This is a genomic window from Arthrobacter sp. FX8, assembly GCF_026723805.1.
In the GTDB taxonomy this organism is placed as follows: Bacteria; Actinomycetota; Actinomycetes; order Actinomycetales; family Micrococcaceae; genus Arthrobacter.
In genome coordinates this window covers 1,338,116-1,363,469 of record NZ_CP113505.1, presented here as the reverse complement: position 1 = coordinate 1,363,469, position 25,354 = coordinate 1,338,116, and the positions used below count along the sequence as shown (strand labels likewise).

Sequence of the window (25,354 nt, the reverse complement as noted above, 5' to 3'; positions counted from 1 at the left end):
GGTTCAGCCCGCCCTGCCAACATCCGCAGCCTCGAGGGCTGCCTGCGCCTGCCGAATGGCCTCGAGAATCCGGTCGTCGTCCGCGGCGGGCACGCACCGCAGATCGATCAGGCAGGAACCGTCGTGGACGCGCGGAAGCACGGCGGGATCGCCGGTACGCAGGAGCCGCGCCAGTCCTTCGGGGAGCCGGAGCGCCCACCCGGGCAAGGCAAAACCGGGGGCGCCCCCGCCGCCCACCCTGCCGTCATGCGGCACCACCGCTGCCCCGAGTTCCTGGGCCAGCCGTTCCGTGCGGCGCCGCAATTGCCCGACGTCGGCGTGCAGTGCCTGTACGACGGGCGGCATTCCGCCGGCCACGGTCGCCTCCAAGGCAGCGAGGGCAAGTTTGTCGGCCCGGACGGCCCGGGCAAGCGGGTGGCGGGCCAACCGGGTGATGACCTCCTTGCGGCCCAGCAGCAGGCCCGCCTGGGGTCCGCCGAGAAGTTTGTCGCCGCTGGCGATGACGACGTCGGCCCCGGCCGCCAAAGCGGAGGCAACATCAGGTTCATCAGGGAGGTGCGGGTCAGGTGCCAGCAGTCCACTGCCAAGGTCGGCCACGAGCGGTACTCCGTGTGCCTGCGTCAGCGGGGCCAGTTCATGCAGCGGAACAGCGGAAGTGAAACCGTCTACCCGGAAGTTGCTCGGATGGACCTTCAGCACGCAGCCCGTATCGGCGCCGAGGGCCGCGGCGTAGTCGTGCAGGTGGGTCCGGTTGGTGGTGCCCACCTCGCGAAGCCTTGCCCCTGTCGATTCCATCAGGTCGGTGAGCCTGAAGCCTGCACCGATCTCAACGAGTTCGCCGCGGCTCACCACCACGTCCCGGCCGGCGGCCAGGGCTGTAGTGGCCAGTACCAGCGCCGCTGCTCCGTTGTTGACCACCAGTGCGTCCTCAGCGGCGGGACAGGCGGCGAGCAGTACCGCCCGGGCCCCGGCGCCACGGCGCGAGCGGTTTCCGTCAGCCAGGTCGAGTTCCACGTCAACGTAGCCGCTGGCTGCGATAACAGCTTCGACCGCGGCCGCGGAAAGGGGTGCCCGCCCCAGGTTGGTGTGGACGATGACCCCGGTGGCGTTCAGCACCGGGCGGAGGGTTGTTGCCTTGCGGTCAGCGACGGCGGCCAGCAGGACTGGCTCCACCTGGCCGGGAGGAAGGTCACCGCGCCGGGCCTGGTCCTGGATGTCCCGGACGAGTTCGCGGATCACACGCTCACTCAGCCGTGACCGGGCTTCGCGGACGGGCGGCAGTGCCAGCAGGTCGTCCGTGCGGGGAATCAGGCGGCGGGGATCGACGTGGTCCACAGCCCTCCTCATATCGCGGCATTCACTGCCGAAAGTTGGCGGTGGCGGACGGGAATCGAACCCGCCAGGCCGAGATGCTCAGCCGCACCGGTTTTGAAGACCGGGGGGCCCACCAGGACCCGGACGCCACCGCGCCTCAATATAGCAGGTCGATTCACGGGGGTACGCTAGGCGGGTGAATGAGGCCCAGACGTCAGTCCAGCAACTTGATGAGGGCGCCGTGGGCGCCCTTCGGCTCACCGACTACGCCCACGGAGGAGGCTGTGCCTGCAAGATCCCGCCGGGTGAGCTCGAAGATGCCGTCCGTGGCCTCATCGGCCAGCCGGGCGCAGAGGTGCTGGTTGGCCTGGACAGTGGCGACGACGCGGCGGCCGTCCTGGTGCGCGACGACCTCGCGGTTCTTACCACGGCGGATTTCTTCACTCCCGTTGTCAACGATGCCTTTGACTGGGGCCGGATCGCCGCCGCCAATGCGCTCTCGGATATCTATGCAATGGGCGGCCGGCCGGTCACGGCCATCAACCTGGTGGGCTGGCCCCGCGGCGTCCTGCCAATGGAGCTGATGACGGAGGTCCTCCGCGGCGGGCTTAGTGTGGCGTCGGAGGCCGGTTGCCCGGTGCTTGGCGGACACTCCATCGACGATCCGGAACCCAAGTACGGCATGGCCGTCACCGGCGTCGCGCACCCGGACCGGCTGCTGCGCAACGACGCCGCCCGGCCGGGCCTGCCCATCACGCTGACAAAGCCGATCGGCGTCGGGCTTCTCAACAACCGGCACAAAGCGACCGGTGAAGTGTTTGCCGAGGCGATAGCGACCATGGTGGGCCTCAATCGCGACGCGTCCGAGGCAGCGGTGGCCGCCGGCGTCCGGGCAGCAACGGACGTCACGGGTTTTGGCCTGCTTGGCCATCTTCACAAGATGGTCCGGGCATCGGAAGTGGGCGCAGTGATCGACCTGAAGGCGGTACCGCTGATTGATGGAGCCCGCGAGGCACTGCGCGACGGCTTTGTCTCCGGCGGGACCCGGCGCAACCTCGACTGGGTGCGGCCGCACCTGCAGACCGCACCGGGCATCACCGAAGACGACCTGCTGCTGCTTGCCGATGCCCAGACTTCCGGCGGGCTGCTGGTGGTCGGCGAGCTGCCAGGGCACCCCGTCATCGGCCACACCACTGCCGGCCGGGGCATCAGGATCCGCTGATGCCTGGCGGCCAGGTCAGCTGGCGGTCGTGATCGCGTCGCCGGTTACGCCGGCTGCGCGGCGGGCTGCGAGCCGGGCCTTCTGCGGTTCGATGGTGTACCGCGGGTCCTTGGCAGAGGCCAGCCCCGCTTCGAAGATGCCAAACCGGGTCAGTGCAGAAGCGGCCAGCAACGCCACCCCCGAAGCGGCAGCTGCGACGCGGTTGCGGCCACCCAGCACGGTTCCCAGGCCGCCGGCGACTGCCAACCGCTCGCTCCACTTCAGCATGGTGCCTGCCTTGCCCTGATGAAGGGGCTCGGCTGCCACCGGATCCATCCGGCGCTCCATGATCTTCATGGCAAGCACGTCGCCCACGACGCCAAGCACCGCGAGTTTGCGGGCGGGACCGGTCTCGCGGGCCGGCGTGGTGACCATGGCGAGCCCGGCAGAAGCGAGGCACGCCGAACTGACGAAGACGAACGGCAGTTCCTCGTGCGCAGCGTTCCAGGTGGGGGTGGCGGTGTCGCCAAGCAGCACAGCTGTGTATGCCGCCAATGGTCCGGCGAACACCGCAGCCTCGACGCCCGCCGGTCCTTCCACGGCCTGCAGCACCCTGCGCAAGGGTCCCAGCGGCAGCCGGTTTCCGCTCATCCGGTCGATTTCGGCCACTGCGGCAACGCCCGCACCTGCGCTGAAGGCGCTGAGGATCCAGGAGCCCACGCTCATCGGCGAGGTCACTTTGAAGGTCCGCAGCATATGCAGGAAACGCTCCGGCCTGCCCAGGTCCTTCACCAACGCGACGGCGCCGGCACTCACGGCGGCCAAGGCACCCAGCCGGGCATTCCGGCGAAGTATCGGCCGTCCGGTCAACTGGCCGCCGAGGCCAAGCAGCGCCGAGCCTGCTGCCACGCCGCCCAGGAACAGGTAGATGGCAACGTCATCGCCCCACGGCGCGGGCTTTACGACGGGGCGGCCGTAGTAAGAGGTGAATTCAGGCTCCGGGACCATGGGCACTTCGCGGGAACCGTCCCCGTTGTCCCTGCGGCGGCGCAGGCCGGGTTTGCCGTCCTGCCGGCGGCGCCGGGCACGCTCCGCCGGCCGGAAGCTGTCGAATTCCGAAAGGGTCACGCCCGTCCTCCCAGGAAAGCCAATGCTGCAGCCGCGGCCATGCCCGCTACAGCCATGCCTGCCCGCCGGTACATCTGCGGCAGGTCGGCTGTGGGGACGCGCGGGTCCGGCGGGAGCCCGTACACCTCGGGCTCATCCAGCAGCAGGAAGACCGATCCCGTTCCACCGACGCCGTCGTTCTCGTTCGCACCGTAGAGCCGCGCTTCGGTGAGGCCTTGCGCGTGCAGGTGGGCCACCCGCTCCCGGGCTGTTTCCACCATGTCGTCGTGGTCGCCGAACTTGATGGACGTCGTCGGGCATGCCTTGGCGCACGCGGGCGTCTCATCGGCCACCAGCCTGTCGTAGCACAACGTGCACTTCTGGGCCACGCCCACGTTGGGGTCGGCGGGATGCTTTTCGTGCTGCTCGTCCCGCTGGCCGGCCACCTTCACCGTGCCATTGCTGCGGCGTTCGATCACGCCGAAGGGGCACCCGGCCACGCAGGTTCCGCAGCCGTTGCAGACGTCGTCCTGGACCACCACGGTGCCGAATTCGGTACGGAAAAGGGCCCCCGTGGGACAGACGTCAAGGCATCCGGCGTGGGTGCAGTGCTTGCAGACGTCGGAGGACATCAGCCACCGGAAGTCTGCCGTGTCCGGGGGCGTCGTGTCGGCCTCTGCCAGGTCGGTCGCTGCGGACCCTGCCGTGGCGGGAGGACCAATGCGGGGCATGCCCAAATTGACCAGGGCCCGCCCGGATTCCCGGGCCTCGGTAATGCGTTCCTGGCCTTGCTCAATGAACGCCACATGCCGCCAGGTGCTGGCGCCCAGGGATCCGGTGTTGTCGTAGGAAGACCCCAGCAACTCGAGGTTTCCGTCCTGCGGGTTGTGGTTCCATTCCTTGCAGGCAACTTCGCAGGCCTTGCAGCCGATGCAGATCGAGGTGTCGGTGAAGAATCCCTTGCGCGGATGGTTGTGTTCCCAGTGGGCATCGGCGGTGGGGTCGGTCGGTCCGGACAGCTGGCCCATCTAGTCCTCCGTTGTGGGATCGGTATGCGGGGCGGGTTTGTTGCCTTCCGCCGTCGGATTGGTGACGGCGCTGTTCCCCGTCTCGATGGTCACTCCTGCCCGGGCCTGGTACTCCGCAACCAGGGCAAGCAGTTCCTTCCCCCGCGGACGGCGGCCCGGACGGATATCGCACGAAGCCACCTTGGACTCCTGGATCTGGACGTTGGGGTCCAGGGTCACACCCAGCAGGTCGTTGGCCGCGTCACCACTGACCACGGCATTGCTGCCGACGCCCCAGTGGTAGGGCAGCCCAATTTGATGCACGGTGTGGCCGCCAACAGCCAGGGGCCTCATCCGGTCCGTGACAAGAACCTTCGCCTCGATGGCGGAGCGCGGCGAAATGATCGTGGCCCACCCGTACGGCTCAAGTCCGCGCTCGGCGGCCAGTTCAGGCGAGACCTCGCAGAACATCTCCGGCTGGAGCTCCGACAGGTATGGGAGCCAGCGGCTCATCCCACCCGCCGTATGGTGCTCCGTGAGCCGATATGTGGTGAAGACGAACGGGTAGACGTCTGCCCCGCTGGTGCCGGCGCTCGGTGCGCTGAGGTTGTCCGCGCGGGGGAACACCAGCCGCGCAGGACTTTGCTGCTGCGGATAAAGCGCGTTCGCCACCGGTGATTCCTGCGCCTCGTAATGGGTGGGAAGGGGTCCATCCATGAGGCCCTTCGGCGCGAACAACCAGCCTTTGCCGTCTGCCTGCATGATAAAGGGATCATCACCGCTGAGTGCGGCTGGACCACCGACAGAGGGATCGGGTTTGCTGCCAGGTGCCCGGTCAACCGGGAAGTCCGGCACGTCGTCTCCGACCCACTTACCCTGTTCCTGGTCCCACCAGATGTATTTCTTCCGCTCGCTCCACGGGTTGCCGGCCGGATCAGCCGACGCGCGGTTGTAGAGGATCCGGCGGTTGGCCGGCCATGCCCAGCCCCATTCCGGGGCCGCAGGCCCCTGTTCCTTGCCCGGCTTCCGGTTGGCGGCGTGGTTGACACCGTCAGCGTACACGCCGGTGTAGATCCAGCAGCCGGCCGCCGTGGATCCGTCGGCGCGCAGTTCGGTGTATGCCGAGAGGGGCTTGCCCGCATCCGGGCCGTCCAGGTGGCGGCCGTTGATTTCCGCCAGCACGGCTTCACCATCAGGTTCGCCATGCTCGTCCGTGGGGTAGTCCCAAGTGAGGTCCAGCAGCGGACGGTCCCGTTCGTCCTGCGACCCGGCCAGTTTCTCCCGGATCCGCTGGCCCAGTTCGAAGAAGAACTGCAGCTCGCTCTGGCACTCCCCGGCGGCGACACCGCCTGGTGCCGCCACTGCAGCAGGCGCTGGGTCTGGGTGAAAGAGCCGGCTTTCTCAACGTGGGTTGCGGCAGGCAGGAAGAACACTTCGGTCTCGATGTCCTCGGTGCGCAGCTCCCCGGATTCAATTTCCGGACCGTCTTTCCACCACGTGGCCGACTCGATGAGGTTCAAGTCACGCACCACCAGCCACTTCAAGTGCGACATGGCCAGGCGTTGCATCCGGCCGTGGGCCGAACCCACTGCAGGATTCTGGCCGAGAAGGAAGTAGCCCTCAACTTCGTCCTCGAGCATGCCCATTACTGTCTCGTACGTTCCGTGGGCCCCCGTCAGTCTCGGGAGATAGTCGTAAGCCCAGTCGTTGTCCGCGTTGGCAGCCTCACCCCACCAGGCCTTTAGGAGGCTGATGGTGTAGGCGTCGGCATCAGCCCAAAAACCCTTCTGTTGCTTCGAGCCAATGACTGACAGGTACTCCTCAAGGCTGTCATGGCGTCCGGCGCTGGGCATGGGCAGGTACCCGGGCAGAAGGTTGAAAAGGGTGGGGATGTCCGTTGAGCCCTGGATGCTGGCATGGCCACGCAGGGCCATGATCCCGCCACCGGGGCGTCCGACGTTCCCGAGCAGAAGCTGCAGGATGGCGGCGGCCCGGATGAACTGAGCCCCAAGGGAGTGCTGGGTCCAGCCGACGGCGTAGGCGAAACACGTCGTGCGGTCGCGCCCGGAGTTTTCCGTGATGGTGCGCGCCAGGTACTCGAAGTCCGCGGCGTCGATCCCGCACATGTCCTGGACCATCTCCGGGGTGTAGCGGGCGTAGTGCCGCTTGACGATCTGGAAAACAGTCCGCGGGTCCTGGAGGGTGTCGTCGCGCTGCACTTCGGCGTGCTCCAAAGGTGGGCCGCCGCTGCCAAAGGCGTGGCCGGCGGCGCGGGCCGTGGCATCGGCTCCGTGTTCCGAACCTGGCCCGGGCTCATCGATGGCACCGTCCCCTTTTTCCGCATAGGCCCACGATGACGTGTCGTAGGCGCGCTTCTCCGGATCAAAGCCGGAGAACAGCCCACCCAGGTCCTCGGCGTCGCGGTAATCCTCATGGACCAGCGTGGCGGCGTTGGTGTACGCGCTGACGTACTCCTTGAACCACAGGTCATTGGTGAGGACATAGTTGATCAGCGCACCAAGGAGAACCACGTCGGAGCCTGCACGAATGGGAATGTGCTTATCCGACACTGCCGACGTCCGCGTGAACCTGGGGTCAACGTGGATGACCTTGGCTCCGCGGGCTTTAGCCTCCGCTACCCACTGGTATCCCACGGGATGGCACTCGGCCATGTTGGAACCCTGGATAACGATGCAATCGGCGTTGGCCATGTCCTGCAGTGACTGCGTTGCACCACCGCGTCCAAACGAGGCTCCCAAACTGGGAACCGTGGCGGAGTGTCATATGCGGGCCTGGTTCTCGGTCTGCACCGCCCCTGCAGCCGTGAAGAGCTTCTTGATCAGGTAGTTTTCTTCGTTGTCCAGGGTTGCGCCGCCCAGCGAAGCAATGCCCATGGTGCGGCGAAGCAGCCGGCCCTGGTCGTCCTCCTGCTGCCACGTCCTGCGGCGCGTTTCGATGAACCGGTCCGCCACCATCTCGACGGCCGTGGCCAAATCCAGGTGTTCCCACTCCCTGGAGCGCGGCGCACGGTAAAGCACCTTGGTCTGCCGGCCTGGTGAATTGACCAGTTGCTCGCTGGCAGAACCCTTGGGGCACAGGCGGCCGCGCGAGATGGGTGAGTCCGGATCGCCTTCGATCTGGATGACCTTTTCGTCCTTAACGTAGACACGCTGTCCGCAACCCACGGCGCAGTAGGGGCAGACGCTCTGGACAACGCGGTCGGCAGTAGCTGTGCGGGGGGCAATGGCCTGGGTCTTGGCCGAGGTGACAGCGGGCCCACGGCCCAGCAGATCCCCCGTCGACAATTGACGGATGACCGGCCATTGAAGGAAACTTCGCGGTGCCATTTGTGGAGCATATCCCGAAGCGCCGCGAAAGCAACAGGACAGCGTTCGCGTGTCTTCCGCAGAAACTACGGCGCCGAAATTCAAGTAGTCCCCACAAAAGTCAAGGAGCACGACGACGGGACGCACCGCCGTCGTGCACCTTCCGCCGGTGCCCCCTCCCCCAGGCGGACGCAAAAAGACATTCGCCCCGGTCCGACCGTCCCCGCGTTCAGCTTCATGGTGGAACGATGGACGCATCAGAAGGTAAAGGGAGAGAATTTTGAACCAGTTTGATAACTCCGACGACGGCGCTGAAGGCGGCGAACGCGGTTCGCATGCGGGCGGCACCCCCGCGGCCCTTACGGTCGACCAGTTACTGGAAGAGAGCCGCAGCGGGCTCGTGCGTGTCCACCCTTCGGATCTTGAGCGGGAAATGGCAGCGGGCGCCCTTGTTGTTGACATTCGGCCCGTGGATCAGCGGGACCGGGACGGCGAAATTCCGGGAGCCGTCGTGATCGACCGCAACGTTCTTGAGTGGCGGCTCGATCCTTCCAGCGCCCATCGGCTCCCGATCGCTGACGACCCCGCCCGCCGCATCGTGGTTGTGTGCAACGAGGGCTACAGTTCCAGCCTCGCTGCGCACACCCTGCAGAGGCTGGGGCTGATCCGTGCCACCGACCTGATCGGCGGTTTCCAGGCGTGGGCGGCGTTGCGCAACCAAAGCAGTGAGTAACCGGCCCCGGGCCAGCGTCCAACCGGATTTCACACGCCTTAGCTGATGCGCGCCCGGGTCCAGTCAGCACGTTTTTTCGTAGTTTTTGGCGGCGTCAATTAATAGATTGACACCCTGCGTGGCACGAGTCACACTGTTGCATATGGTGATCGATGTTGCGTACAGCGCGAACAGGGACGTCCCCGACGGACGCATTGGTGCAGGTCGATCCTCCCCAACCTTTATGACTGCAAAGTTGCGGCAACGCCGGTTGCCGCCTCCAACTCTGTGGTCGCCACGAATCGCACACCAGCCAGCCCTCCCGGGAGGAAACCCAACATGACTGCTTCAGTGAACGTCCCCCTCAAGCGCGGAAAACTCGCTGCATCCCTGCCTGCCGAGCAACTGGCGGAAATCACCGAACTGTTCGAGTTCCGGCGCACGGGATATTCCCTCGATGCCCCCTTCTACACGGACCCGACGATCTTCAATATCGACATGGAGGCCATTTTCGGGCAGCACTGGATCTTTGCCGCCAGCACTGCCGAACTGCCGGAACCGGGCGACTACGTCACTGTCGACTACGGGCCCTATTCCCTGATCGTGCTGCGCAACGACGACGGCGGCGTGAACGTACTGCACAACGTGTGCCGGCACCGCGGCGCCCGCGTCCTGACGGAATCCACGGGATCAACGGGAAACCTGGTCTGCGGCTACCACTCCTGGACCTACTCGCCCAGCGGCGATTTGATCCACGCCTCGGCCCCGGGGGAAACGAAGTTCGACAAGAGCTGCTTCGGCCTCAAGCGCGCCCACGGCCGCGAGGTGGCAGGACTGATCTTCGTCTGCATTGCGGACGTGCCGCCGACGGACTTCGATGAAACCGCAAAGATCTTTGAGCCCTACCTCGCGCCCCACGATCTGTCGAAGACGAAGATTGCCTACCAGCAGAACATCATCGAAGAGGGCAACTGGAAGCTGGTCATGGAGAACAACCGGGAGTGCTACCACTGTGACGGCCACCCCGAACTCGCCTGCTCCCTCTTCCCCACCTGGGGCCTCACGGAGGGGCTGATCCCGACGCACCTTGAGGAAGTGTGGGACCGCAACAAGAACGCACAGTCATCGCTCGAGGAGCGCTGCCGCCGCTACGGCCTTCCCTACGAGGTGGTCGAGGAGCTCGACACGCGCATCGCGGGAATCCGCATCTCACGGGAATCGCTCGACGGCGAGGGCGAATCGTTCTCGCCCGACGGACGCAGGCTTTCCAAGAAACTGCTTGGCGACCTTCCGGACTTCCGCCTTGGCCGCTGCTCGATGCACCTGCAGCCCAACAGCTGGTTCCATTTCCTTGGGGACCACGTCATCACCTTCGGTGTCTTCCCCATCAACGAACACCAGTCGCTGGTGCGAACCACCTGGCTCGTGGCGGACGACGCGGAAGAAGGCGTCGACTACGACCTGGACAAGCTCACCTACACCTGGAAGCAGACAAACCTGCAGGACAAGGCGTTCGTGGAGCTGTGCCAGAAGGGTGCCGGCAGCCCTGCCTACCAGCCCGGCCCCTACATGAAGAGCGAATACCAGGTGGAGGCCTTCATCAACTGGTACGTTCAGCGCGTTCAGGAGCACTTGGCATGACGGAACTCCTTACTGAAACGGTAGTCCAGGAACCCCAACGCATCCGTGGCCTTGAGATGCCGTGGAACAGGGTAATGGGCAGCGCCGAGGCACCCGCCCGCGCTGCACGTGCTTTGGGTCCCTGGCATCCGCAGGAGTTCATGGCGGAATGTGTGGAGACCGTACCCGAGGCCGGGGGCATGATGACCTTCGTGTTCCGCCGCTGCGACGGCGCACCCCTGGCATTCAGGGCCGGCCAGTACGTGAATATCGCCTTTCCCGTGAACGGCGAGGACCAGGAACCCGTGGACCGCAGCTACTCAATCTCCAGCTCACCCACGGAACCCTGGACCTTCAGCGTCACCGTTAAGCGCGATCCCGGCGGACTGGTTTCACCATGGGTGCATGACAACGTCAAACCCGGCACCGTCCTGGACATGCTGGGACCCGTGGGGGCATTCCACCTGCCCGATGCCGACCGGCGCGCACGGTACCTCTTCCTGGCTGCCGGCGCGGGCATCACTCCGATCATGTCGATGCTGCGGACCATCCACTCGCTGCCCGGTACGGCCAATGTGGTAGTGCTCTACCACGGAGCGGAAGCCGGCGGCTTTGCCTTCCACCGTGAACTGGCCTACATTGCGTCGGTGGACTCGCGCGTCAAGGTCTTCTACGCCCTTGGCGACCGCGGCCGGCCCGAGGAGTGGGATGGCTTCAGCGGAAGGCTGTCCTCGGCCATGATCGACGAGGTCGCTCCTGATGCCAACGGCCGCCAGGTGTACGCCTGCGGCCCGGAAGGTTACCTGAACACCGCCACCGAGCTGCTTAAGAAGGTCGGCGTCGACGACACCTCCATTTACATGGAGTTCTTCTCGGGGGATCGCCAGACACTCCTTGAATACCAGGCAGAAATCGCGCTCGCTTCGGACATCGCGGAGGAGATCGCCGAGGAAATCGCCGATTCCGCCGAGGACTACTTCGACAGCCAGCCCAGCGCGTTCGGGCTCTACGAGCCCGGCTACGACGACGAGGGAACCTTGAAGGCCACGGGGCTGCCGCTGGAAACGGTCGACCCGGGCAAGGCGGCCGCCGAAGGCGGATCAGATGCGGAACCGGAGGCCGCGTCCCCCGACGCCTCGAGCTTTGACACTGTGGGAACGGGCAGCCTCACGTTGTCCTTCATGCGGACGGGCATCAATGTACGGATCGGCCCGGACGAACACATCCTCGGAGTGGCCCAGCGCGCAGGCGTCCGGATCGGCGCGAACTGCAAGGAGGGTATGTGCGGCTCCTGCAAAGTCGTCAAGCTTTCCGGCGAGGTGGAGATGAACCACCAGGGCGGGATCCGGGCACGTGAGATCACTGCAGGCAAGTTCCTTCCCTGCTGTTCAACCGCGCTGACCGACATGGTAATCGACGCCTAGCCGCACGGACCGGGCCGCCCGGCACATCAATCCACCCCCTTGCTTCACGAAAACTGACAACTCTTGCCCCACGGAAGGTCTGATGCAGCCGGCGTCAGGCCTTCCGTGCCAATTCGAACACCAACCATAGGAGCCATGCCCATGTCAGCCAACAAAGCCGTTGCGTACAAGGCACCCGGGATTGTCGAAATCATCGATACCCCCTACCCCACCTTTGAACTGCAGGCCGGCCCCGGGGTCAATCCCGTCAACGTCGGCCGGAAAGTCCCGCACGGCGTCATCCTGCGCACCGTGAGCACCAACATCTGCGGGTCGGACCAGCACATGGTTCGCGGCCGCACGACCGCCCCGGCCGGCCTGGTCCTGGGTCACGAGATCACCGGGGAAGTCATCGAGACCGGGCCCGACGTCGAGTTCATCAAGGTCGGGGACATCGTCTCGGTCCCGTTCAACATCTCCTGCGGGCGCTGCCGGAACTGTAAGGAGCGCAAGACCGGGATCTGCCTGAACGTGAACCCGGACCGCCCAGGATCCGCTTACGGCTACGTCGACATGGGCGGCTGGGTCGGAGGGCAGGCGGAGTACGTCCTGGTCCCTTATGCCGACTGGAACCTGTTGCGGTTCCCCGACCGCGACCAGGCCCTGGAGAAGATCCTGGACCTGACCATGCTCTCCGACATCCTCCCCACCGGATTTCACGGCGCCGTCACGGCAGGTGTCGGCGTCGGGTCAACCGTCTATGTTGCCGGGGCCGGACCCGTAGGACTTGCCGCGGCGGCAAGCGCCCAGCTGCTGGGGGCCGCCGTGGTCATCGTAGGGGACCTCAATGAGGATCGCCTCGCCCAGGCCCGGTCCTTTGGCTGCGAAACCGTCAACGTGGCCAACGGCGACCCGGCCGACCAGGTCGAGCAGATCCTCGGCGTTCGGGAGGTCGACGCCGGTATTGACGCAGTCGGTTTCGAGGCCCGCGGGCACGGGCATGGCGCCAAGGAAGCGCCGGCCACCGTGCTCAATTCGTTGATGGACCTCACCGCCGCCGGCGGGTCCGTGGGCATTCCCGGCCTTTACGTCACCGGAGACCCGGGCGCCGCGGACGAGGCGGCCCAGAAGGGTTCACTGTCCCTGTCCCTGGGCACTGGCTGGGCAAAGTCCCTCTCCTTCGCGACCGGCCAGTGCCCGGTGATGAAGTACAACCGGCAACTGATGATGGCGATTCTGCATGACAAGATCCAGATCGCCAAGGCGGTCAACGCCACAGCCATAGCGCTCGATGATGCACCGCGGGGGTACGCGGAATTCGATGCCGGAGCGGCCACAAAGTACGTCCTGGACCCGAACGGCTACCTCAGCAACTAGATCCGGGCAGGAAGCGGGCTGCCTGGGCAGGCTACCTCGTGTGAGGTCCGCCGGTTCGTCACCGGCGGACCCGCTCCCCCTGTCCGGTATCGCTCCCCCGCCGCCTGCGGTTCTCCGGCCGGTTCAAGTGACGGTGAGCTCCGTGTACATCCCTGCCCAGTAGTGGCCCGGGAGATTACAGAACAGTTCATACCGCCCGGGCGGCAGGTCAAGCGTGACCCAGCCGCTCGTGGACGGCAGGATCCCCTCTCCTTCACCTTCGGCGCAGGCAGCGGAGGCCTCGCCCAGGCTGCCGGCCTCGTCGGCTCTTCCGTCCCGGCCCACGGGGCGCGTTCCTGCGCTCTGGGTGCCCGCCACGGGGACGACCAGCATTTCATGGGGAATGGTGCCGGCGTTGACGACCAGGAAGGACACTTTGCCGTGGACCACGGTGGCCCGGTCCGCGGTCAGGCGCATGCTGCCGCGCATCATTCTGGGACCGGCCATCATGGTCCCGCCCCTGTCGATGGTAGTGACGTTCACGACGGTGCCCGCGAAACTCGGCGCCGCACAGCGGGTGGTGCCGGGATTCCCTGCTCCGCCCGGATTCGGGGCACCGCCCAGCAGCGCGATCCCCTGTCATGGACAACGCGCTCAGCAGTACTGTCGCGATAGCCCCGATCAGGATCTGCGTGCTGCGGGAGAGTGTCTTCACGGCCTGCGTCGGAGAGCAGCCCGGCGTTCATTCAGCTCGGTAGCGTCGATTTCCCCCGCGCGAAACGTTCATTCAGGATCCGCTCAGCCTCATCATGAGCAGACCCGTAGTATCCCCCGTGCCCCTGGCGTCCGCCGCGGACCAGAAGAATCACGACCGTCACCACACCACCCCAGAACAGCAGCATCATCAGGGCCATGACAATCCAACCGCCCACACCCCAGTCGCCATACCATCCGTACATCATCCCCGGACCCGCCCCTTCAATCCCTGCCGTTCATTCCAGCTTTGCGCGGTCACCGACGGGCGAACAGAGCCATTAGTCACCTGGTTTCGGGCCTTCCCGAAGCCACGGGATTCCCTGGCCTCCCGCCCGTCGCGACGGCGCATTCCGCCGGATCGTCCATCTGTGCTGTGTTCAAACCAAGCCTTGAACAGCAGGCACTTTCTCATCTGGTTGACATGCAGAGCCGGTCAAGGGTCTCGTTCAGGGAGGACTCGACCTGGCTGTCCAGGAGGTCACGCCTGTTCCCGGTGGACGGGCCTTCGAGTTCGGTGGGCAGTGATGGCGTTGTGACTGTCATCGCCGCCTGGTAGCGCCCGTCAGCGCTGCTGACTGCTATGGTCCGGTATCCCCAGACTGAGCCCCTTCCTTCGTGCCGCGACTCTTTCGAGCATCCGTCCGCCTGCTCCCACAGGCCCAGCCCGTAGGGGCCAAACCCGGGCCTGGTGTTCACCCTGGAAGGGCTCCTGCCCTTGGATACCCTCCACGCCTTTACGGTGGGCAGGCAGGGTTGTTTCGGACGCTCGAAGCAGTGACAAACACAACGGGAAGGGCGCGCTCACTGAACGGAGCGCGCCATACATGGCACGCCTCTTCACTGGCAAAGCGGTTACGGTGGAGATGCTGCGGGAAATGGAGACCAGCCCGGTTTCGCCCCGACGGACTGGGCCTGTGGGAGCAGGCTCCGCAGCCCTGCACAACTGACCAAAGACCTATTCTGACTGTCTTGGCACCGTCGAATCAAGGGCACAACAAAGCCTCGGACCAGCAATGGTCCGAGGCTCCCCAGATGCGCCTAACGATCGATGCGGACGCTGAGATCCAGGTGGATGTTCTCGGCCATGAGGCGGTCCTGAAGGTACTGGGCGAGGCTCGCATCGGTCGCGGTGTGCGGGCCTTTCGGCGCAGCCCCGCGGAACAGGGCCTGGGTGTTCGTTGACTTGATAACGTCCAGCGGCGTCCACCGGAGATGTCCGTCGGTCATCCGCTCGATGTCGGTGCGGAAGGTGCGCCGTTGGTCGTCTCGGACCGAGGCGCGCATAGTGAAGGGAATGAAAGCAGTGGGCAAGAGGGTCCTTTCGAACGAGGCAGCCAACCGTCGGCGCCTCACTGGGAACAAGCCCAAAACCAGCACTGGTATTCCCTCTAAGCCAGAATGAGGTGGGCGTCACTGACGGACGTCAAGGTCCCGCTTGTTGGGGGCAGGACCTTGAATGGGGACAGGGCCGGCGGCCGTGGCAGCTTTGAGACAGGATGCTGCCCTCTAACCGCCGCCGGCCCAGCCTTTCCCGGGCATCTGCGTGGGAGGGCTCCTGCGCCGATGATACCTGCGTGCCAAGAATCATCTGGGGCCCGGGCCTCGGCTGGAGCTGACACCGGAGCTTGAAAGACGACGCCCCGGACGCTTAGCTTTTGGCGTCGAGTCCGGCCTGCGAAATGAGCTCGCTCAGCCACGGCCGGTGTTCGCGGTGGAAAGTGATGCCCTCCGGCAGGCCCTGCACCGATGGGCCCGAGGGGGTGATGTCAATGGTGATCCGGCCCCCGGCAAGGGGCGCATTGGTAATGTGCAGATCCCCGTACGATGCCGGCAGAGCAGGATCCATCCAGAAGCCGCCCCGCGACACGTGGGCGTCGTACCGCATCAGGCTGGTGATCAGCATGATGGGTGTGGTGGCCGCCCACGCCTGGGGTGAGCAGGCCGTGGGGTACGGCACCGGTTCGGTTACCTGTTCCCGGCTGAAACCGCAGAACAGTTCCGGGAGCCGCCCGTCGGAGTAGTCCGCCGCTTCAAGCAGGGCCGTGGCGATCCGTTGCGCCTCCTCCACGAAGCCGTAACGCATCAGGCCCGCCGCGATAATGGCATTGTCGTGGGGCCAAACAGACCCGTTGTGGTAGCTTGCCGGATTGTAGGCGCCCATGTTCGTGGCAAGGGTCCGCACGCCCCATCCACTGAACATTTCAGGCGACATCAGCCGCTCGGCCACCATCGGCACCTTGTCATCATCAATGATGCCGTGCCACATGCACTGGCCCATGTTTGAGGCGCAGGCATCCACCGGGCGTTTCCTGCCGTCCAGCGCTACCGCGAAGTAGCCGCGTTCCGGCAGCCAAAACGCCTCGTTGAACCTCTTCTTGAGCGCCGCCGCCTCATCGGTGAGCTGCGCGGCCAAACCCGCGTCGCCGCCGTCGTACGCCATCCACGCCCGTGCCTGCAGCGCAGAGTACACCAGCGCCTGCACCTCGCAAAGGGCTATCGGCGGCTCGGCAAGGGTGCCGTCAGCGAAGTTGATGCCGTCCCACGAGTCCTTCCATCCCTGGTTTAGCAGGCCGTGGTCATTGAGGCGGCAGTACTCGACGAAGCCGTCGCCGTCCTTATCGCCGTAGTTCCGGACCCAGTCCAGGGCGCGGTCCGCGTTGGGCAGGAGGGCTGCGATGGTTTCCTTGGCGAAACCCCACCGGCTGACGGAGGCCAAGGTCATCACGAACTGCGGAGTGGCGTCCACGCTGCCGTAGTAGACCGACTTTCCGCCCAGAGCCAGCCCGGAAGATACCCCAAGCCGTACCTCGTGGAGGATCTTCCCGGGTTCCTCCTCACTCACCGGGTCCACCACCTTGCCCTGGCGGTCGGCCAGGGTCTGCAAGGTGCCAAGAGCCAGTGACGGATCCACAGGAAGGGCCATTTCTGAAGCCCACAGCGAATCGCGCCCAAAAAGGGTCATGAACCATGGCGCTCCTGCGGCCACCACAATCCGCTCCGGATACGCAGGGTCCTCGATCCGAAGTGCGCCGAGGTCGTCGTAGCTGCGCCGCAGCGTCCGTTCGATGGACCGGTTGGTCATCTGCAGCCTGGGTATCTTCGCGACCCATTCCTGGTGCCGCCGATCACTCTGTGAGGTGCCGTGCCGGACAGGGCGTGAAACGTCCTTTTGCCCGGCCGGTGCAACGCTTAGCCGCGTTGTCCAGTGGCCGTAAGCGGGCACCACCGCCTGGTACGTGAGTGCGCCGGCGGTGGCCACGGCCGCGCGTCCCCGCACCAGGACAGCCTTCCGCAGGTCCTGCCATGCCGCGCTGATAATCAGGGAATCACCGTCGGCTCCACGGACGACCTCCCAGCGCCGCTGGACCCTCGCCTCCTTCACCTCGAACAGGTCCGCGAAATCCGAATCGACGCCAACGGAGACGCTGCACTCCACAGGGTTTCCGGAGTAGTTGCGAATGGTGATTTCCTCTATCACGCCGTCAGCGACTTCCCGCAGGCGCTCCACGATCAGAGGGCTGTCCGCGTATCCGTCCCCGCGCGGAACGCGGCCGATGAACAGTGCCCGGTAGGGTTCTTTCGTTTCCGCGGCCAGCGGCTCAAGCGACTGGCCGTTCACCGTCATGCTCCACCCGGACAGGATCCGGGTGTCCTCGTGGAATACACCGTGGGGAAGTTCCGAATGGATGTCGCCGTTGGCGGCGGAGATGCAGAAACATGACCCTTCCACCAGCGTTACGGTTCCCGCCCCCACCGGCCCCGCCGCTGTGTCCGCATTCCATCCAGCCATGTCCGCTCCTCTGACGGCTACGACCGTTCCCGGCGGAATAGACGATACGCCGCCGCCAGGGCTCATGAAAGGGCCGTCAGCAGGAGTGGCAGGGCGTCATCCCGCACATCCTCGACAACGGACTGGAGCGACGTCGACCGCATGAAGACCTGGGTGGAACTCCCCCGGACGGCATCGCCGGCGGGACGCGAGTTCATGGGGACGAGCCCCAGCCGTTTCAGACTGGTCCTGGTGAGGCTGGGGCATGTGGCTGTCCCGTGAGTATTGGAGGACTGCTGACTTCACACCCGTCTGCAGGCCCTTAGGAATTGTCAATAAATGTTGACGCTAGCGATTTCCGTCAACTAATGTTGACGCATGGAGGTGGACCGGATGAAGACATTGGTTGCATCAATGGACGGCAAGGGCCCCGCTGACGCGTTGCGCGCGGTCGCTGAGCTGCAGAAGGAGGTTGGGCGCACCGAAGCGTCCCTGGTCAGGAAGGCCCGGCAGGCCGGCCTTTCTTGGGAAGCCATTGCCCTGTGCCTGGGCGTAAGCAAACAAGCCGTCCACCGCAAGTACGGGAAGCGCTAAGCGCTGCTCCTCAGTCTTTCTACCGGCTCGTCCCCGCCGGATGGGAGCAAACTTTGGCAGGACAGACAGGTGCCCCATCTCCCGCGCCGAAGAAAGTAGCCGTCCGAGGAAGTTCCCCACCACAATCAGCAAAGTCTTGTTGTGCCCGCTCCCCCGGCCCTTGCACCGGTGCTGGCCATCCCGAACCAACCCGACACAGCCGGAAACGAAGCCGGCTGTTCGCTGTTCAGCTTTTTGATTCGGGGTCGACTGCCTGGCTCTTTGCCGCTGCTGGCGACCGGGAGGGGCGGATGCGAGACGGTGGCGAGGGCCCTTCGACACGGACGTGCAGCTCGTTGTCCCCGCGCAGAATGGCGCGGAGCAGCCGCCGCTCCTCCCATCTGAGTGACCTGAGCGCGTGACCGCGCCGCAGTAGCAGACCCCCGTTCGGGGTGGCGTACCACTTCTGCAGATCTCCCAGCTCCTCGGCTCGCAGCAGCGCGACCGTGCTGCCCGCCGCCGAGTCGATCATGCTGACAAGCGACGAAGGTCCCGTCAGATCGGTCGAAACGACTCGCCGCTCGCTCTCGGCGAGGATTGTCTTTTGCGCTGCGCGTGTCACGACGAGGGGACGGGACGGGCCGTCCAACAGCCCGGTCAGCACGTCCGCCGCAGCGTCAGGGCGGCCCGTTCTCCGCGCCGCCGCCTGCATCCGCTGCAGGCGGCCCGGCTCCCGCAGCAGCTCGTCGATCTTCCAACCGATCGTCGCGGGAGTGTTGCAACGGACCGCCGCCCCCTGCTCCATCAGGTAATCCCCGTTGCGAACCTCCTGCCCCGGAATGGGGTTCACAAGCACCATGGGCAGCCCTGCAGCCATGCACTCCGCCGCCGCCAGACCGCCCGGCTTGCCCACAAACAGGTCGGCGCGGCGCAGCAACTCGGGCATCTCCGCCGTGAAGCCGAGCACGCGGTAGCGGTCGCCAGCGGGCGCCACTAGCTGTTCGATACGCTGCCGCAGGGCATCGTTGCGTCCGCACAGAACCGTGGCCGTGAAGGATGAGCGCATGTGCAGCGTCTGCCGCACGACCGAGACGGCATAGTCTCCGCCAGTCGCGCCCGCCGAGATCAGCAGCATCGGGGGCTCGTTTACATCGCGCGCAGGCGCTACATCCAGCTGGCTGGCGATCGGGATGCCCGTGGCCGCGACGCGGTCGGGGGCAAACCCAGCGCTATCAGCTCCACCCTGCCCTCTTCCCTGGCCAGGAAGAGCGCATGGAACGCCCCCGTAAGCCATAGGCCCTGGAAGTCGTAGTCCGTCATGACGACGGCGGTCCGCGCGTCAATCACGCCGCGAAGGAGCAGCGACGCCAGCAGTTGGGCTGGCAGGAAGTGCGTGCACAGGATTGCGGTCGGCCGGAATCGCTTGATCGCACCGATCACCGGAAGAGCGTTCACCCGTGTCCAGGGATCAACTGGGACCCGGCGCCGGAACGGACGGTCGTTGATGTCGTAGCCCCACTCGACCAGCCAGGGCAAGTCCTTGACCAGGACGAAGTAACCCTTGCCAAGCAGTGAGCGGTAGAGCACGCTGCTCACCTGCAGCACGTCGAGCACCTGCACCTCATCAATGTCGGCGCGCGCGGCACACGCCTGCCGCAGCGCCGCCGCGGCGCTGTTGTGCCCCGCTCCTACCCCTGCTGACAGGATAAGTACGCGCTCGCTCCCAGCGGCGTCGGGGCCTCGTGCCGAGGTTCTGCGCATGAAACGAGTCTAACCGGCCCGACCCTATCACCACCGCCTGACCCAAGTAGTACTCGATCGGCATGGGATTGGTTCTCCTGTTGACGGCCCTGCAATCCTGGGCACCCTCAGGCTTTCCGGCAGGAGTAGTGTTGGAAGCACCGTCCATGACCTAGCCCTCTCACGTCTGCCACAACTTGAGCGATTGCTTTCTGCTTTCTGAACGTGTCTGTGAATCTCAAAAAGTCGTTATTTCTGGTGCTGAACCTATAGGCGAAGTGAGGTGCCCTCCAGTAAGCGAAACAGCTACCTGACCTGTTCAACGCGTGACATATCCGAATATCAGTTAGGCCCTGGACAGAACCGCTGGGGCCTAACTGCTCCAATCAGGACTCACTCGCACCGAACGGCAGGTACGCCCGCAGCAGGCGGAACGATTCGGTCATGAACGGCCAGGGAGAGCCCGTATGCACTTCTGAAAGGTGGCACAAATATTGTTGGTTCGCTTCGACGCCTACTGACCACAGCCTTCAGGCACAATGGCGTCATGTGCGGCAGATACGTGATATCCAAGGCCACCGGCGACCTTCTGAGCTACTTTGATGCCAAGAGGTAGAAGGTGACCCGCCTCCTCCGAGCTGGAATGTGGCGCCGACACAGAGCGTGCATATCGTGGCTGAGCGCCTGGACGAGGGCTCCATCGAGCGGCATCTGCTCGTGGCCCACTGGGGTCTGGTCCCCTCTTGGGCGAAAGACATCAAGATCGGCAAAAAGCTGATCAATGCCCGCAGTGAACTGGAGAAGTCGTCATTCCGCAAAGCGGCGGTCAAACGAAGGGCAATCCTGCCAGCTGACGGATACTTTGAGTGGCAGAGCACCTGCTGGGCTCTCTGCCGGAGCCAACCCTGACACCCCGGGTTGTCAGCACGAGGGTAAACAGCGTCCGTAACAACGGACCTGAGCATATCGAGCCGGCCGAGTGATCGAGGCGTAGAGCACCACGATGCCGTTCCCGCATGCCCCGATGTGGCTTATGGCTGGCAGGCTTCGCGTCCCATGTAATTGTTTTTGCATGGCGAAATTGGCCGGCATTGAAAGGTCAAGGATGCCTTCAAGGAGTAACAGTTCTATACGGGAAGGGCGCGCGCTCAGCGAACGGGGCGCGCCTTCTTCGTGCCCTCTGACCTTCCTGCGTTGAACTTGAAATAGCGTGGCACCAGGCCACTGGCTGCCTCCGCTCTCCGGCCGTCCCTGCGGCGGGAGGAGGATGGAGTTAAGAGGTGCCCGGAGGGCCGTCCGCCATGTCGAAGAGGTCAAGGACCGCTGCGCCCTCCTCCAGCAGGGGGTCGCGATCGGCTGGCTGCGCCACGAGCCGGGTTACGTCGCTCATAAGGGTCTGCACATACTGCCGAACGACGGCGCGGTGCGCGGCGTCTCCGAACCAGGCGAGATCACGGCACACCCGCAGCAACGCCCTGACGACGCGGGGTTCGTTCGATCCGTAACGCCGAACCTGTCCGAGGGCCAGATCGACGAGATAGGCGAAGTCGCGGGCCGGGATGTGGAGCCTGACCGTACCTTGGGCGTCTGTCACTGCTCGCGGGCCGTGCTGCCTGAGTGTAAGCGCGGCGAGGATCGTGCCCAGATGGTCGACCGCCTGGTTCGCCGTGTATGGGTCATTAATAGCTGGCGAGAGCGCCTTCGACGCGACGTCCGCGAGCTGTCGGATCCCGAACGCGACGTCCTGCTCCAGGGTCCGTTCGTAGCCGATGCGTACACTCTGCGCTAGTGCACGCCGAAGCGGGGCGGAAGCCTCGGGCACATACGGTCTCCCGCTGCCGTCAGCGACGTCCCATACCCAGGCGATGGGTGCTCCGGCAACCACGTGCCGGCCCACCATGGGCACCATCAGTGCCTTCAGGCCCCGCTCCGCGAGTGCACCGACGAATGGCCCGACATGGAAGGCCTGGACGTATCCCGATGCCGGTGCCGGCAGGGCGGTGGCACCCTGCGGCACGTCCGGCATGGGGATCCCAGGGTCGCCGGGGACGTATGACTGCTCGATCACCTTCAGCGTCGCCGTCTCGACGCCCTTCATGACTTGGTCCACCTGGATCGAATGCGATAGATGGTGGACGAAGAACACGAGCATCACCATGCTCACGAACAGCAGCATCAGCGCGCCGCTAACGGCGAGTCGGGGGTACTCCTCGATGCGTTGGCCGCCTGCGATGCCCACCGTGTAGAGCCCCGCCGTGCTGTACGCGAAGGTCGCGACGAAGGCGCTCAGGGTCAGCTGGTTGGGGATGTCGCGGAGGAAATTCCGCAGGAGCCGAGGGCTGAACTGCGTCGACGCGAGCTGCAGGGCCACCACGGTAAGTCCCAGGACGAGGGCGATGACCGTGACCATCGTGCTGGCGATGCTCACGAGCAGGTTCCGGGCGTCATCGGATGTCCCCTGGAAGAGGAGGACTGCAAGAGGCGACGTCTTGTCGATCTGCACAGCGGAAAGGCTCGCCCCCGCGATGAGCGCGAGCACGACGGCGCATGTCGGCATCGCCCACAGTGCGCTCGCCAGATACTCCCGAAGAGCCACACGCTTCACATGTGCCACTCTCTGCCGACGGTCCTCGGTCGTCAAGGGGCGCTGTGCTGAGTCCGGTCCACCGGAGGTCACTGGTCTTCGCAGGACGGAAGCCCATGGCATCCATGCCCTTGCTGGTCTCCTCAATACCGCCGCCGCCGAACCACCCGAGTTGTTTCTGCCACCCGTGTGCGACGAGTACACCGCGTCCGCTCCGCCCAGCTGCGTGGTGGGGTTGCAAGGCCCTGCGGGCGAATCCGACAGCGCTGGGGCGAGGGTGAGGGGCCGGGTCTGCTGCTGATGCTGCTAGGCGCCCTCGGCTGCGATCCACGCCTGAACCTTGTCTAGATGCTCCCGCTCCTCACCGGTAACTGTCGCCTCGTCGATGTGAAGCGGGGCAGCGACCGCCAAGAGATGGATACCTGTGACGGCGCCACGATACGCCTGCCCGAGCCGCGAGGTGATTCCGGCGCCGAGATCACCACCATGCGCCGCGTACTGCTGGAGGCCGAGATGACGGTCATCAGGTGGTGCCAGAGTTTATGCGTTTGCTCGTCCAAAGTCGGTCGCTGGGGGAGAAGCAAAGCCCAGGAAGGGCCGGAACTACCACCGTAACGGCGCGGTCCGGGTCGCCACCGAAGCGCGACGGCGTGGCCAGGCGCTGTGCCACTTCAACGAGCTCGAGGACACTGATTGGCCACCCATTGGTAAGAATGCTTACTCAATTCGGACGGGAGGGAAAATAGATTGTCTTCAGTGAAACTAGCCTGGGCGACATCATCCCGGGTCCGGGTCGGCATCTCCCCCAGAGATGGACGAGAAACAAGTCCGTGCCACCCCGACGGTGTTGGTGTGCATGGGTTCGCGAAACAAAGCTGTCAGTGTCCGCTGCGCCGGCCCGACGGTTAACCCCGGGGTGAGGTGTCGAGGACCAGGCGGGCGAGTTCCTTGGCGATCCGGACGGCGTCCGGGTGCTTGTCGAGTTGCGAGTTCGCGACCGCTCCGTCGTAGAGCAGGCAGATGCGGGCGGCGACATCGGCGGGGTCCCTAAAGCCTGCTTCTTCCGCCAACGCCAGGAGGGTGCCGGCGAGCCAGTCGCGGAAGGCACGCAAGGCCTTGGCTTCGACGCTGTCCGGGAGTGCCTCGGCATTGGCGTTGGCGAATGCGCAGCCCCTGTAGCCCGGGGCGAGAACTGCCTCCTCCAAGGCATCAAAGACGGCCAGCAGCTTATCAATCGGGTCCTCAAGGCCCAACTGATGGCGAGCGATCCGGTCGCGCCGCCGGTGGTCCCGGCCGGCAAGATAAGCGGCAACAACGTCGTCCTTGCCCGTGAAGTTGTAGAACAGCGATCCCTTTGCAACCCCGGCCTCTTCAATGAGCCGGTCAATACCGACGGTATGGACTCCCTCGGAATAGAACAGCTTGTCAGCCGCATCCAAGAGGCGTTGTCGTGCCGAAACCCGTGCAGAGGCCATACATCCACCATATCAGACAGATCGGTCTAAACAGCGCTTGACAGCTTTGTACAGATCTGTCTAACTGGAAGTGTTAGACCAATCTGTCTAAGGAGTTTCCACCTTGTTCCCCAAGAAAATGTCCGCGCGTCTCGCCTTCCCCGGGCTCGCCGCAGTATTCGCAGCGTTCTTTTTCGCTGCCGGTGCACCGACCCCACTCCTCTCGCTGCGCCAGCAGGAGTGGCACTTTTCAACTGGCCCCCTTGGCATCGCTTTTTCCGCGTACGCCATAGGCCTGTTGGCGGCGCTGCTCGGGGCTGGTTCGCTGTCCGATCACGTGGGCCGTCGTCCCGTCATGCTCGCTGCTCTTGCTGCTGAACTCGCTGCGATGATTGGATTCGTACTCGCTCCAAGCATCACGTGGGTCATCGGTGCCCGCATCCTTCAAGGCATCGCCACGGGCCTGGCGACCAGCGCCTTCAGTGCTGCCATTACGGAGCAGGCACCTGCCCGATTCAAGAAGTTCGCCGGGGGCCTGGCTGCGGGTTCCGTTGCCGGCGGCCTGGGTGTCGGGGCGCTCGTGACCGGCGCTGCCGTTCAATTCACTTCCGACGCCAACACCGTGATATTTAGTGCCCTTACGGCAATCATGGCGCTGGGCCTTGTGTTCGTGGGCTTCACGTCCGAAACAACTCCGAAGTGGCCCGGCGCACTACGCTCCCTCATCCCCCGCATTGGCGTGCCCGCAGCGCTCCGCAGCGAGTTCGCTGCCGGCGTCCCGGTGCACGTCGCGGGCTGGATGTTCCCGGCCTTCTTCCTTGGACTCTCACCTGCGATCCTCCGCCTCCATTTCGCCCTGGACGGCGGACTGGTCGCAGGGTTCACCGCATTTCTAGGTCCTTTCGCCGCTGCCGTCTCAAGTTTCACCTTCAACCGGCACCCCGCCAGGCAGGCCACCATCATCGGTACGTCCCTCACGCTGATCGGGGTCATCGTGGTCCTCATCGGCGTGAATCAAACCTGGCTCGCCGCCGTCTGGATCGGTGCCGTACTCGGCGGGACCGGCTTCGGTGCCTCATTCGGGGGCAGGTCCGCCTGATCGCCCCGCACATCCAGCCGCACCAGCGTGCCGGCGTCTTCTCCGGCATCTACACGGTCGCGTACTTGGCCTTCGGTCTTCCTGTCATCATCGCCGGGCAGCTTGTACCCATCCTCGGACCGGTACCGACCTTCCAGTGGTACGCAGCGGCCATCGTGGCCTTCGCCGTCCCGGCGGTCGTCATCCAACTGGTCCGCCAACGGCGCGATACCGCAAGCGCCCTCACCCCGGCAGCCCCCGCCGCCTGAAAAAGCAACCCCCAAGAACAATCACCACACAACAGGAGCATCAGTGAACCCGACACATCCAAGCAGCACAACGGCCATCCAAGCC

The 25,354-nt window shown here is 65.1% G+C and carries 20 protein-coding genes, 1 tRNA gene and 2 pseudogenes; 9 read left to right on the top strand and 14 right to left on the bottom strand.

Annotation, left to right across the window (positions count from 1 at the left end; genetic code table 11):
• Positions 1-3: 3 nt before the first annotated feature.
• Positions 4-1,335: an L-seryl-tRNA(Sec) selenium transferase gene (gene selA / locus OUO20_RS06135; RefSeq protein WP_268003089.1), complete on the bottom strand. Its 1,332-nt coding sequence runs from the start codon at positions 1,333-1,335 to the stop codon at positions 4-6.
• A gap of 36 nt (positions 1,336-1,371) precedes the next feature.
• Positions 1,372-1,466 (bottom strand) — tRNA-Sec (locus tag OUO20_RS06130).
• Positions 1,467-1,555: 89 nt separating this feature from the next.
• On the opposite strand from OUO20_RS06130, the gene selD reads away from it, so the two are divergent.
• Complete coding sequence (selD, locus tag OUO20_RS06125) at positions 1,556-2,536, top strand: selenide, water dikinase SelD (protein ID WP_144600025.1); 981 nt, start codon at positions 1,556-1,558, stop codon at positions 2,534-2,536.
• A gap of 15 nt (positions 2,537-2,551) precedes the next feature.
• Here selD and nrfD read toward each other — a convergent pair whose 3' ends face one another.
• From nrfD to fdh, 3 genes and pseudogenes are all read right to left on the bottom strand, one after another.
• The gene (gene nrfD / locus OUO20_RS06120; protein ID WP_056390125.1) at positions 2,552-3,643 is read right to left on the bottom strand and encodes an NrfD/PsrC family molybdoenzyme membrane anchor subunit; all 1,092 of its coding nucleotides are present in this window, start codon (positions 3,641-3,643) and stop codon (positions 2,552-2,554) included.
• Complete coding sequence (locus OUO20_RS06115) at positions 3,640-4,650, bottom strand: 4Fe-4S dicluster domain-containing protein (RefSeq protein ID WP_018771024.1); 1,011 nt, start codon at positions 4,648-4,650, stop codon at positions 3,640-3,642. Before OUO20_RS06115 ends, nrfD begins: the two co-directional genes overlap by 4 nt.
• A pseudogene (fdh, locus tag OUO20_RS06110) lies at positions 4,651-7,976 on the bottom strand (formate dehydrogenase).
• Positions 7,977-8,235: 259 nt separating this feature from the next.
• Here fdh and OUO20_RS06105 point away from each other — a divergent pair.
• From OUO20_RS06105 to fdhA, 4 genes are all read left to right on the top strand, one after another.
• Complete coding sequence (locus OUO20_RS06105) at positions 8,236-8,688, top strand: rhodanese-like domain-containing protein (protein WP_056390116.1); 453 nt, start codon at positions 8,236-8,238, stop codon at positions 8,686-8,688.
• A gap of 318 nt (positions 8,689-9,006) precedes the next feature.
• Complete coding sequence (locus tag OUO20_RS06100) at positions 9,007-10,308, top strand: aromatic ring-hydroxylating oxygenase subunit alpha (protein WP_018771028.1); 1,302 nt, start codon at positions 9,007-9,009, stop codon at positions 10,306-10,308.
• The gene (locus OUO20_RS06095) at positions 10,305-11,711 is read left to right on the top strand and encodes a ferredoxin reductase (protein ID WP_268003088.1); all 1,407 of its coding nucleotides are present in this window, start codon (positions 10,305-10,307) and stop codon (positions 11,709-11,711) included. The genes OUO20_RS06100 and OUO20_RS06095 overlap by 4 nt, the downstream gene beginning before the upstream one ends.
• 141 nt (positions 11,712-11,852) lie before the next feature.
• Positions 11,853-13,067 carry a formaldehyde dehydrogenase, glutathione-independent gene (gene fdhA, locus OUO20_RS06090; RefSeq protein WP_268003087.1) on the top strand — a complete coding sequence of 405 codons (1,215 nt, stop codon included), beginning with the start codon at positions 11,853-11,855 and terminating at the stop codon, positions 13,065-13,067.
• Between the two features lie 123 nt (positions 13,068-13,190).
• Here fdhA and OUO20_RS06085 read toward each other — a convergent pair whose 3' ends face one another.
• The 6 genes from OUO20_RS06085 to OUO20_RS06060 form a co-directional block, all read right to left on the bottom strand.
• Positions 13,191-13,589, bottom strand: a complete 399-nt coding sequence (locus OUO20_RS06085; RefSeq protein ID WP_268003086.1) for a sulfocyanin-like copper-binding protein — start codon at positions 13,587-13,589, stop codon at positions 13,191-13,193.
• Between the two features lie 203 nt (positions 13,590-13,792).
• Entirely contained in the window at positions 13,793-14,008 is a 216-nt protein-coding gene (locus tag OUO20_RS06080; protein ID WP_268003085.1) for an SHOCT domain-containing protein, read from the bottom strand.
• Positions 14,009-14,210: 202 nt separating this feature from the next.
• Positions 14,211-14,498, bottom strand: coding sequence for a hypothetical protein (locus OUO20_RS06075; RefSeq protein WP_268003084.1), 288 nt, complete (start codon positions 14,496-14,498; stop codon positions 14,211-14,213).
• Positions 14,499-14,840: 342 nt separating this feature from the next.
• Positions 14,841-15,113 (bottom strand): hypothetical protein, encoded by a 273-nt coding sequence (locus OUO20_RS06070; RefSeq protein WP_268003083.1) that lies wholly within the window; start codon positions 15,111-15,113, stop codon positions 14,841-14,843.
• Positions 15,114-15,450: 337 nt separating this feature from the next.
• A complete protein-coding gene (locus OUO20_RS06065; protein ID WP_268003082.1) occupies positions 15,451-17,592 on the bottom strand; it encodes an amylo-alpha-1,6-glucosidase in 2,142 nt (713 codons plus the stop codon).
• Positions 17,593-17,654: 62 nt separating this feature from the next.
• The gene (locus tag OUO20_RS06060; protein ID WP_018771052.1) at positions 17,655-17,789 is read right to left on the bottom strand and encodes a hypothetical protein; all 135 of its coding nucleotides are present in this window, start codon (positions 17,787-17,789) and stop codon (positions 17,655-17,657) included.
• Between the two features lie 160 nt (positions 17,790-17,949).
• Here OUO20_RS06060 and OUO20_RS06055 point away from each other — a divergent pair, with 160 nt between their 5' ends.
• A complete protein-coding gene (locus OUO20_RS06055) occupies positions 17,950-18,165 on the top strand; it encodes a hypothetical protein (RefSeq protein WP_018771053.1) in 216 nt (71 codons plus the stop codon).
• Between the two features lie 226 nt (positions 18,166-18,391).
• Here OUO20_RS06055 and OUO20_RS21650 read toward each other — a convergent pair.
• Positions 18,392-19,905: pseudogene (locus OUO20_RS21650) on the bottom strand (MGDG synthase family glycosyltransferase).
• 651 nt (positions 19,906-20,556) lie between these two features.
• Between OUO20_RS21650 and OUO20_RS21440 the strand changes: the two are divergent.
• The gene (locus OUO20_RS21440) at positions 20,557-20,793 is read left to right on the top strand and encodes an SOS response-associated peptidase family protein (protein WP_326498073.1); all 237 of its coding nucleotides are present in this window, start codon (positions 20,557-20,559) and stop codon (positions 20,791-20,793) included.
• A gap of 364 nt (positions 20,794-21,157) precedes the next feature.
• Here OUO20_RS21440 and OUO20_RS06035 read toward each other — a convergent pair whose 3' ends face one another.
• Together OUO20_RS06035 and OUO20_RS06030 are read right to left on the bottom strand one after the other, a co-directional pair.
• Positions 21,158-22,591 carry a DUF2254 domain-containing protein gene (locus OUO20_RS06035; protein WP_442781116.1) on the bottom strand — a complete coding sequence of 478 codons (1,434 nt, stop codon included), beginning with the start codon at positions 22,589-22,591 and terminating at the stop codon, positions 21,158-21,160.
• A 782-nt stretch (positions 22,592-23,373) separates the two neighbouring features.
• Entirely contained in the window at positions 23,374-23,943 is a 570-nt protein-coding gene (locus OUO20_RS06030) for a TetR/AcrR family transcriptional regulator (RefSeq protein WP_056390089.1), read from the bottom strand.
• Between the two features lie 103 nt (positions 23,944-24,046).
• Between OUO20_RS06030 and OUO20_RS06025 the strand changes: the two genes are divergently transcribed.
• A complete protein-coding gene (locus OUO20_RS06025) occupies positions 24,047-25,021 on the top strand; it encodes an MFS transporter (RefSeq protein WP_268003078.1) in 975 nt (324 codons plus the stop codon).
• A gap of 65 nt (positions 25,022-25,086) precedes the next feature.
• Positions 25,087-25,269 (top strand): hypothetical protein, encoded by a 183-nt coding sequence (locus OUO20_RS06020; RefSeq protein WP_268003077.1) that lies wholly within the window; start codon positions 25,087-25,089, stop codon positions 25,267-25,269.
• Positions 25,270-25,354: the final 85 nt, after the last annotated feature.

Excerpts from the sequence above, each read along its gene's own strand:
- OUO20_RS06115 (WP_018771024.1), bottom strand. The coding sequence starts at position 4,650 with ATGGGCCAGCTGTCCGGACCGACCGACCCCACCGCCGATGCCCACTGG.
- OUO20_RS06100 (WP_018771028.1), top strand. The coding sequence starts at position 9,007 with ATGACTGCTTCAGTGAACGTCCCCCTCAAGCGCGGAAAACTCGCTGCA.
- OUO20_RS06095 (WP_268003088.1), top strand. The coding sequence starts at position 10,305 with ATGACGGAACTCCTTACTGAAACGGTAGTCCAGGAACCCCAACGCATC.
- fdhA (WP_268003087.1), top strand. The coding sequence starts at position 11,853 with ATGTCAGCCAACAAAGCCGTTGCGTACAAGGCACCCGGGATTGTCGAA.
- OUO20_RS06080 (WP_268003085.1), bottom strand. The coding sequence starts at position 14,008 with ATGATGTACGGATGGTATGGCGACTGGGGTGTGGGCGGTTGGATTGTC.
- OUO20_RS06065 (WP_268003082.1), bottom strand. The coding sequence starts at position 17,592 with ATGGCTGGATGGAATGCGGACACAGCGGCGGGGCCGGTGGGGGCGGGA.
- OUO20_RS06060 (WP_018771052.1), bottom strand. The coding sequence starts at position 17,789 with ATGAACTCGCGTCCCGCCGGCGATGCCGTCCGGGGGAGTTCCACCCAG.
- OUO20_RS06055 (WP_018771053.1), top strand. The coding sequence starts at position 17,950 with ATGGAGGTGGACCGGATGAAGACATTGGTTGCATCAATGGACGGCAAG.
- OUO20_RS06035 (WP_442781116.1), bottom strand. The coding sequence starts at position 22,591 with ATGCCATGGGCTTCCGTCCTGCGAAGACCAGTGACCTCCGGTGGACCG.
- OUO20_RS06030 (WP_056390089.1), bottom strand. The coding sequence starts at position 23,943 with ATGGCCTCTGCACGGGTTTCGGCACGACAACGCCTCTTGGATGCGGCT.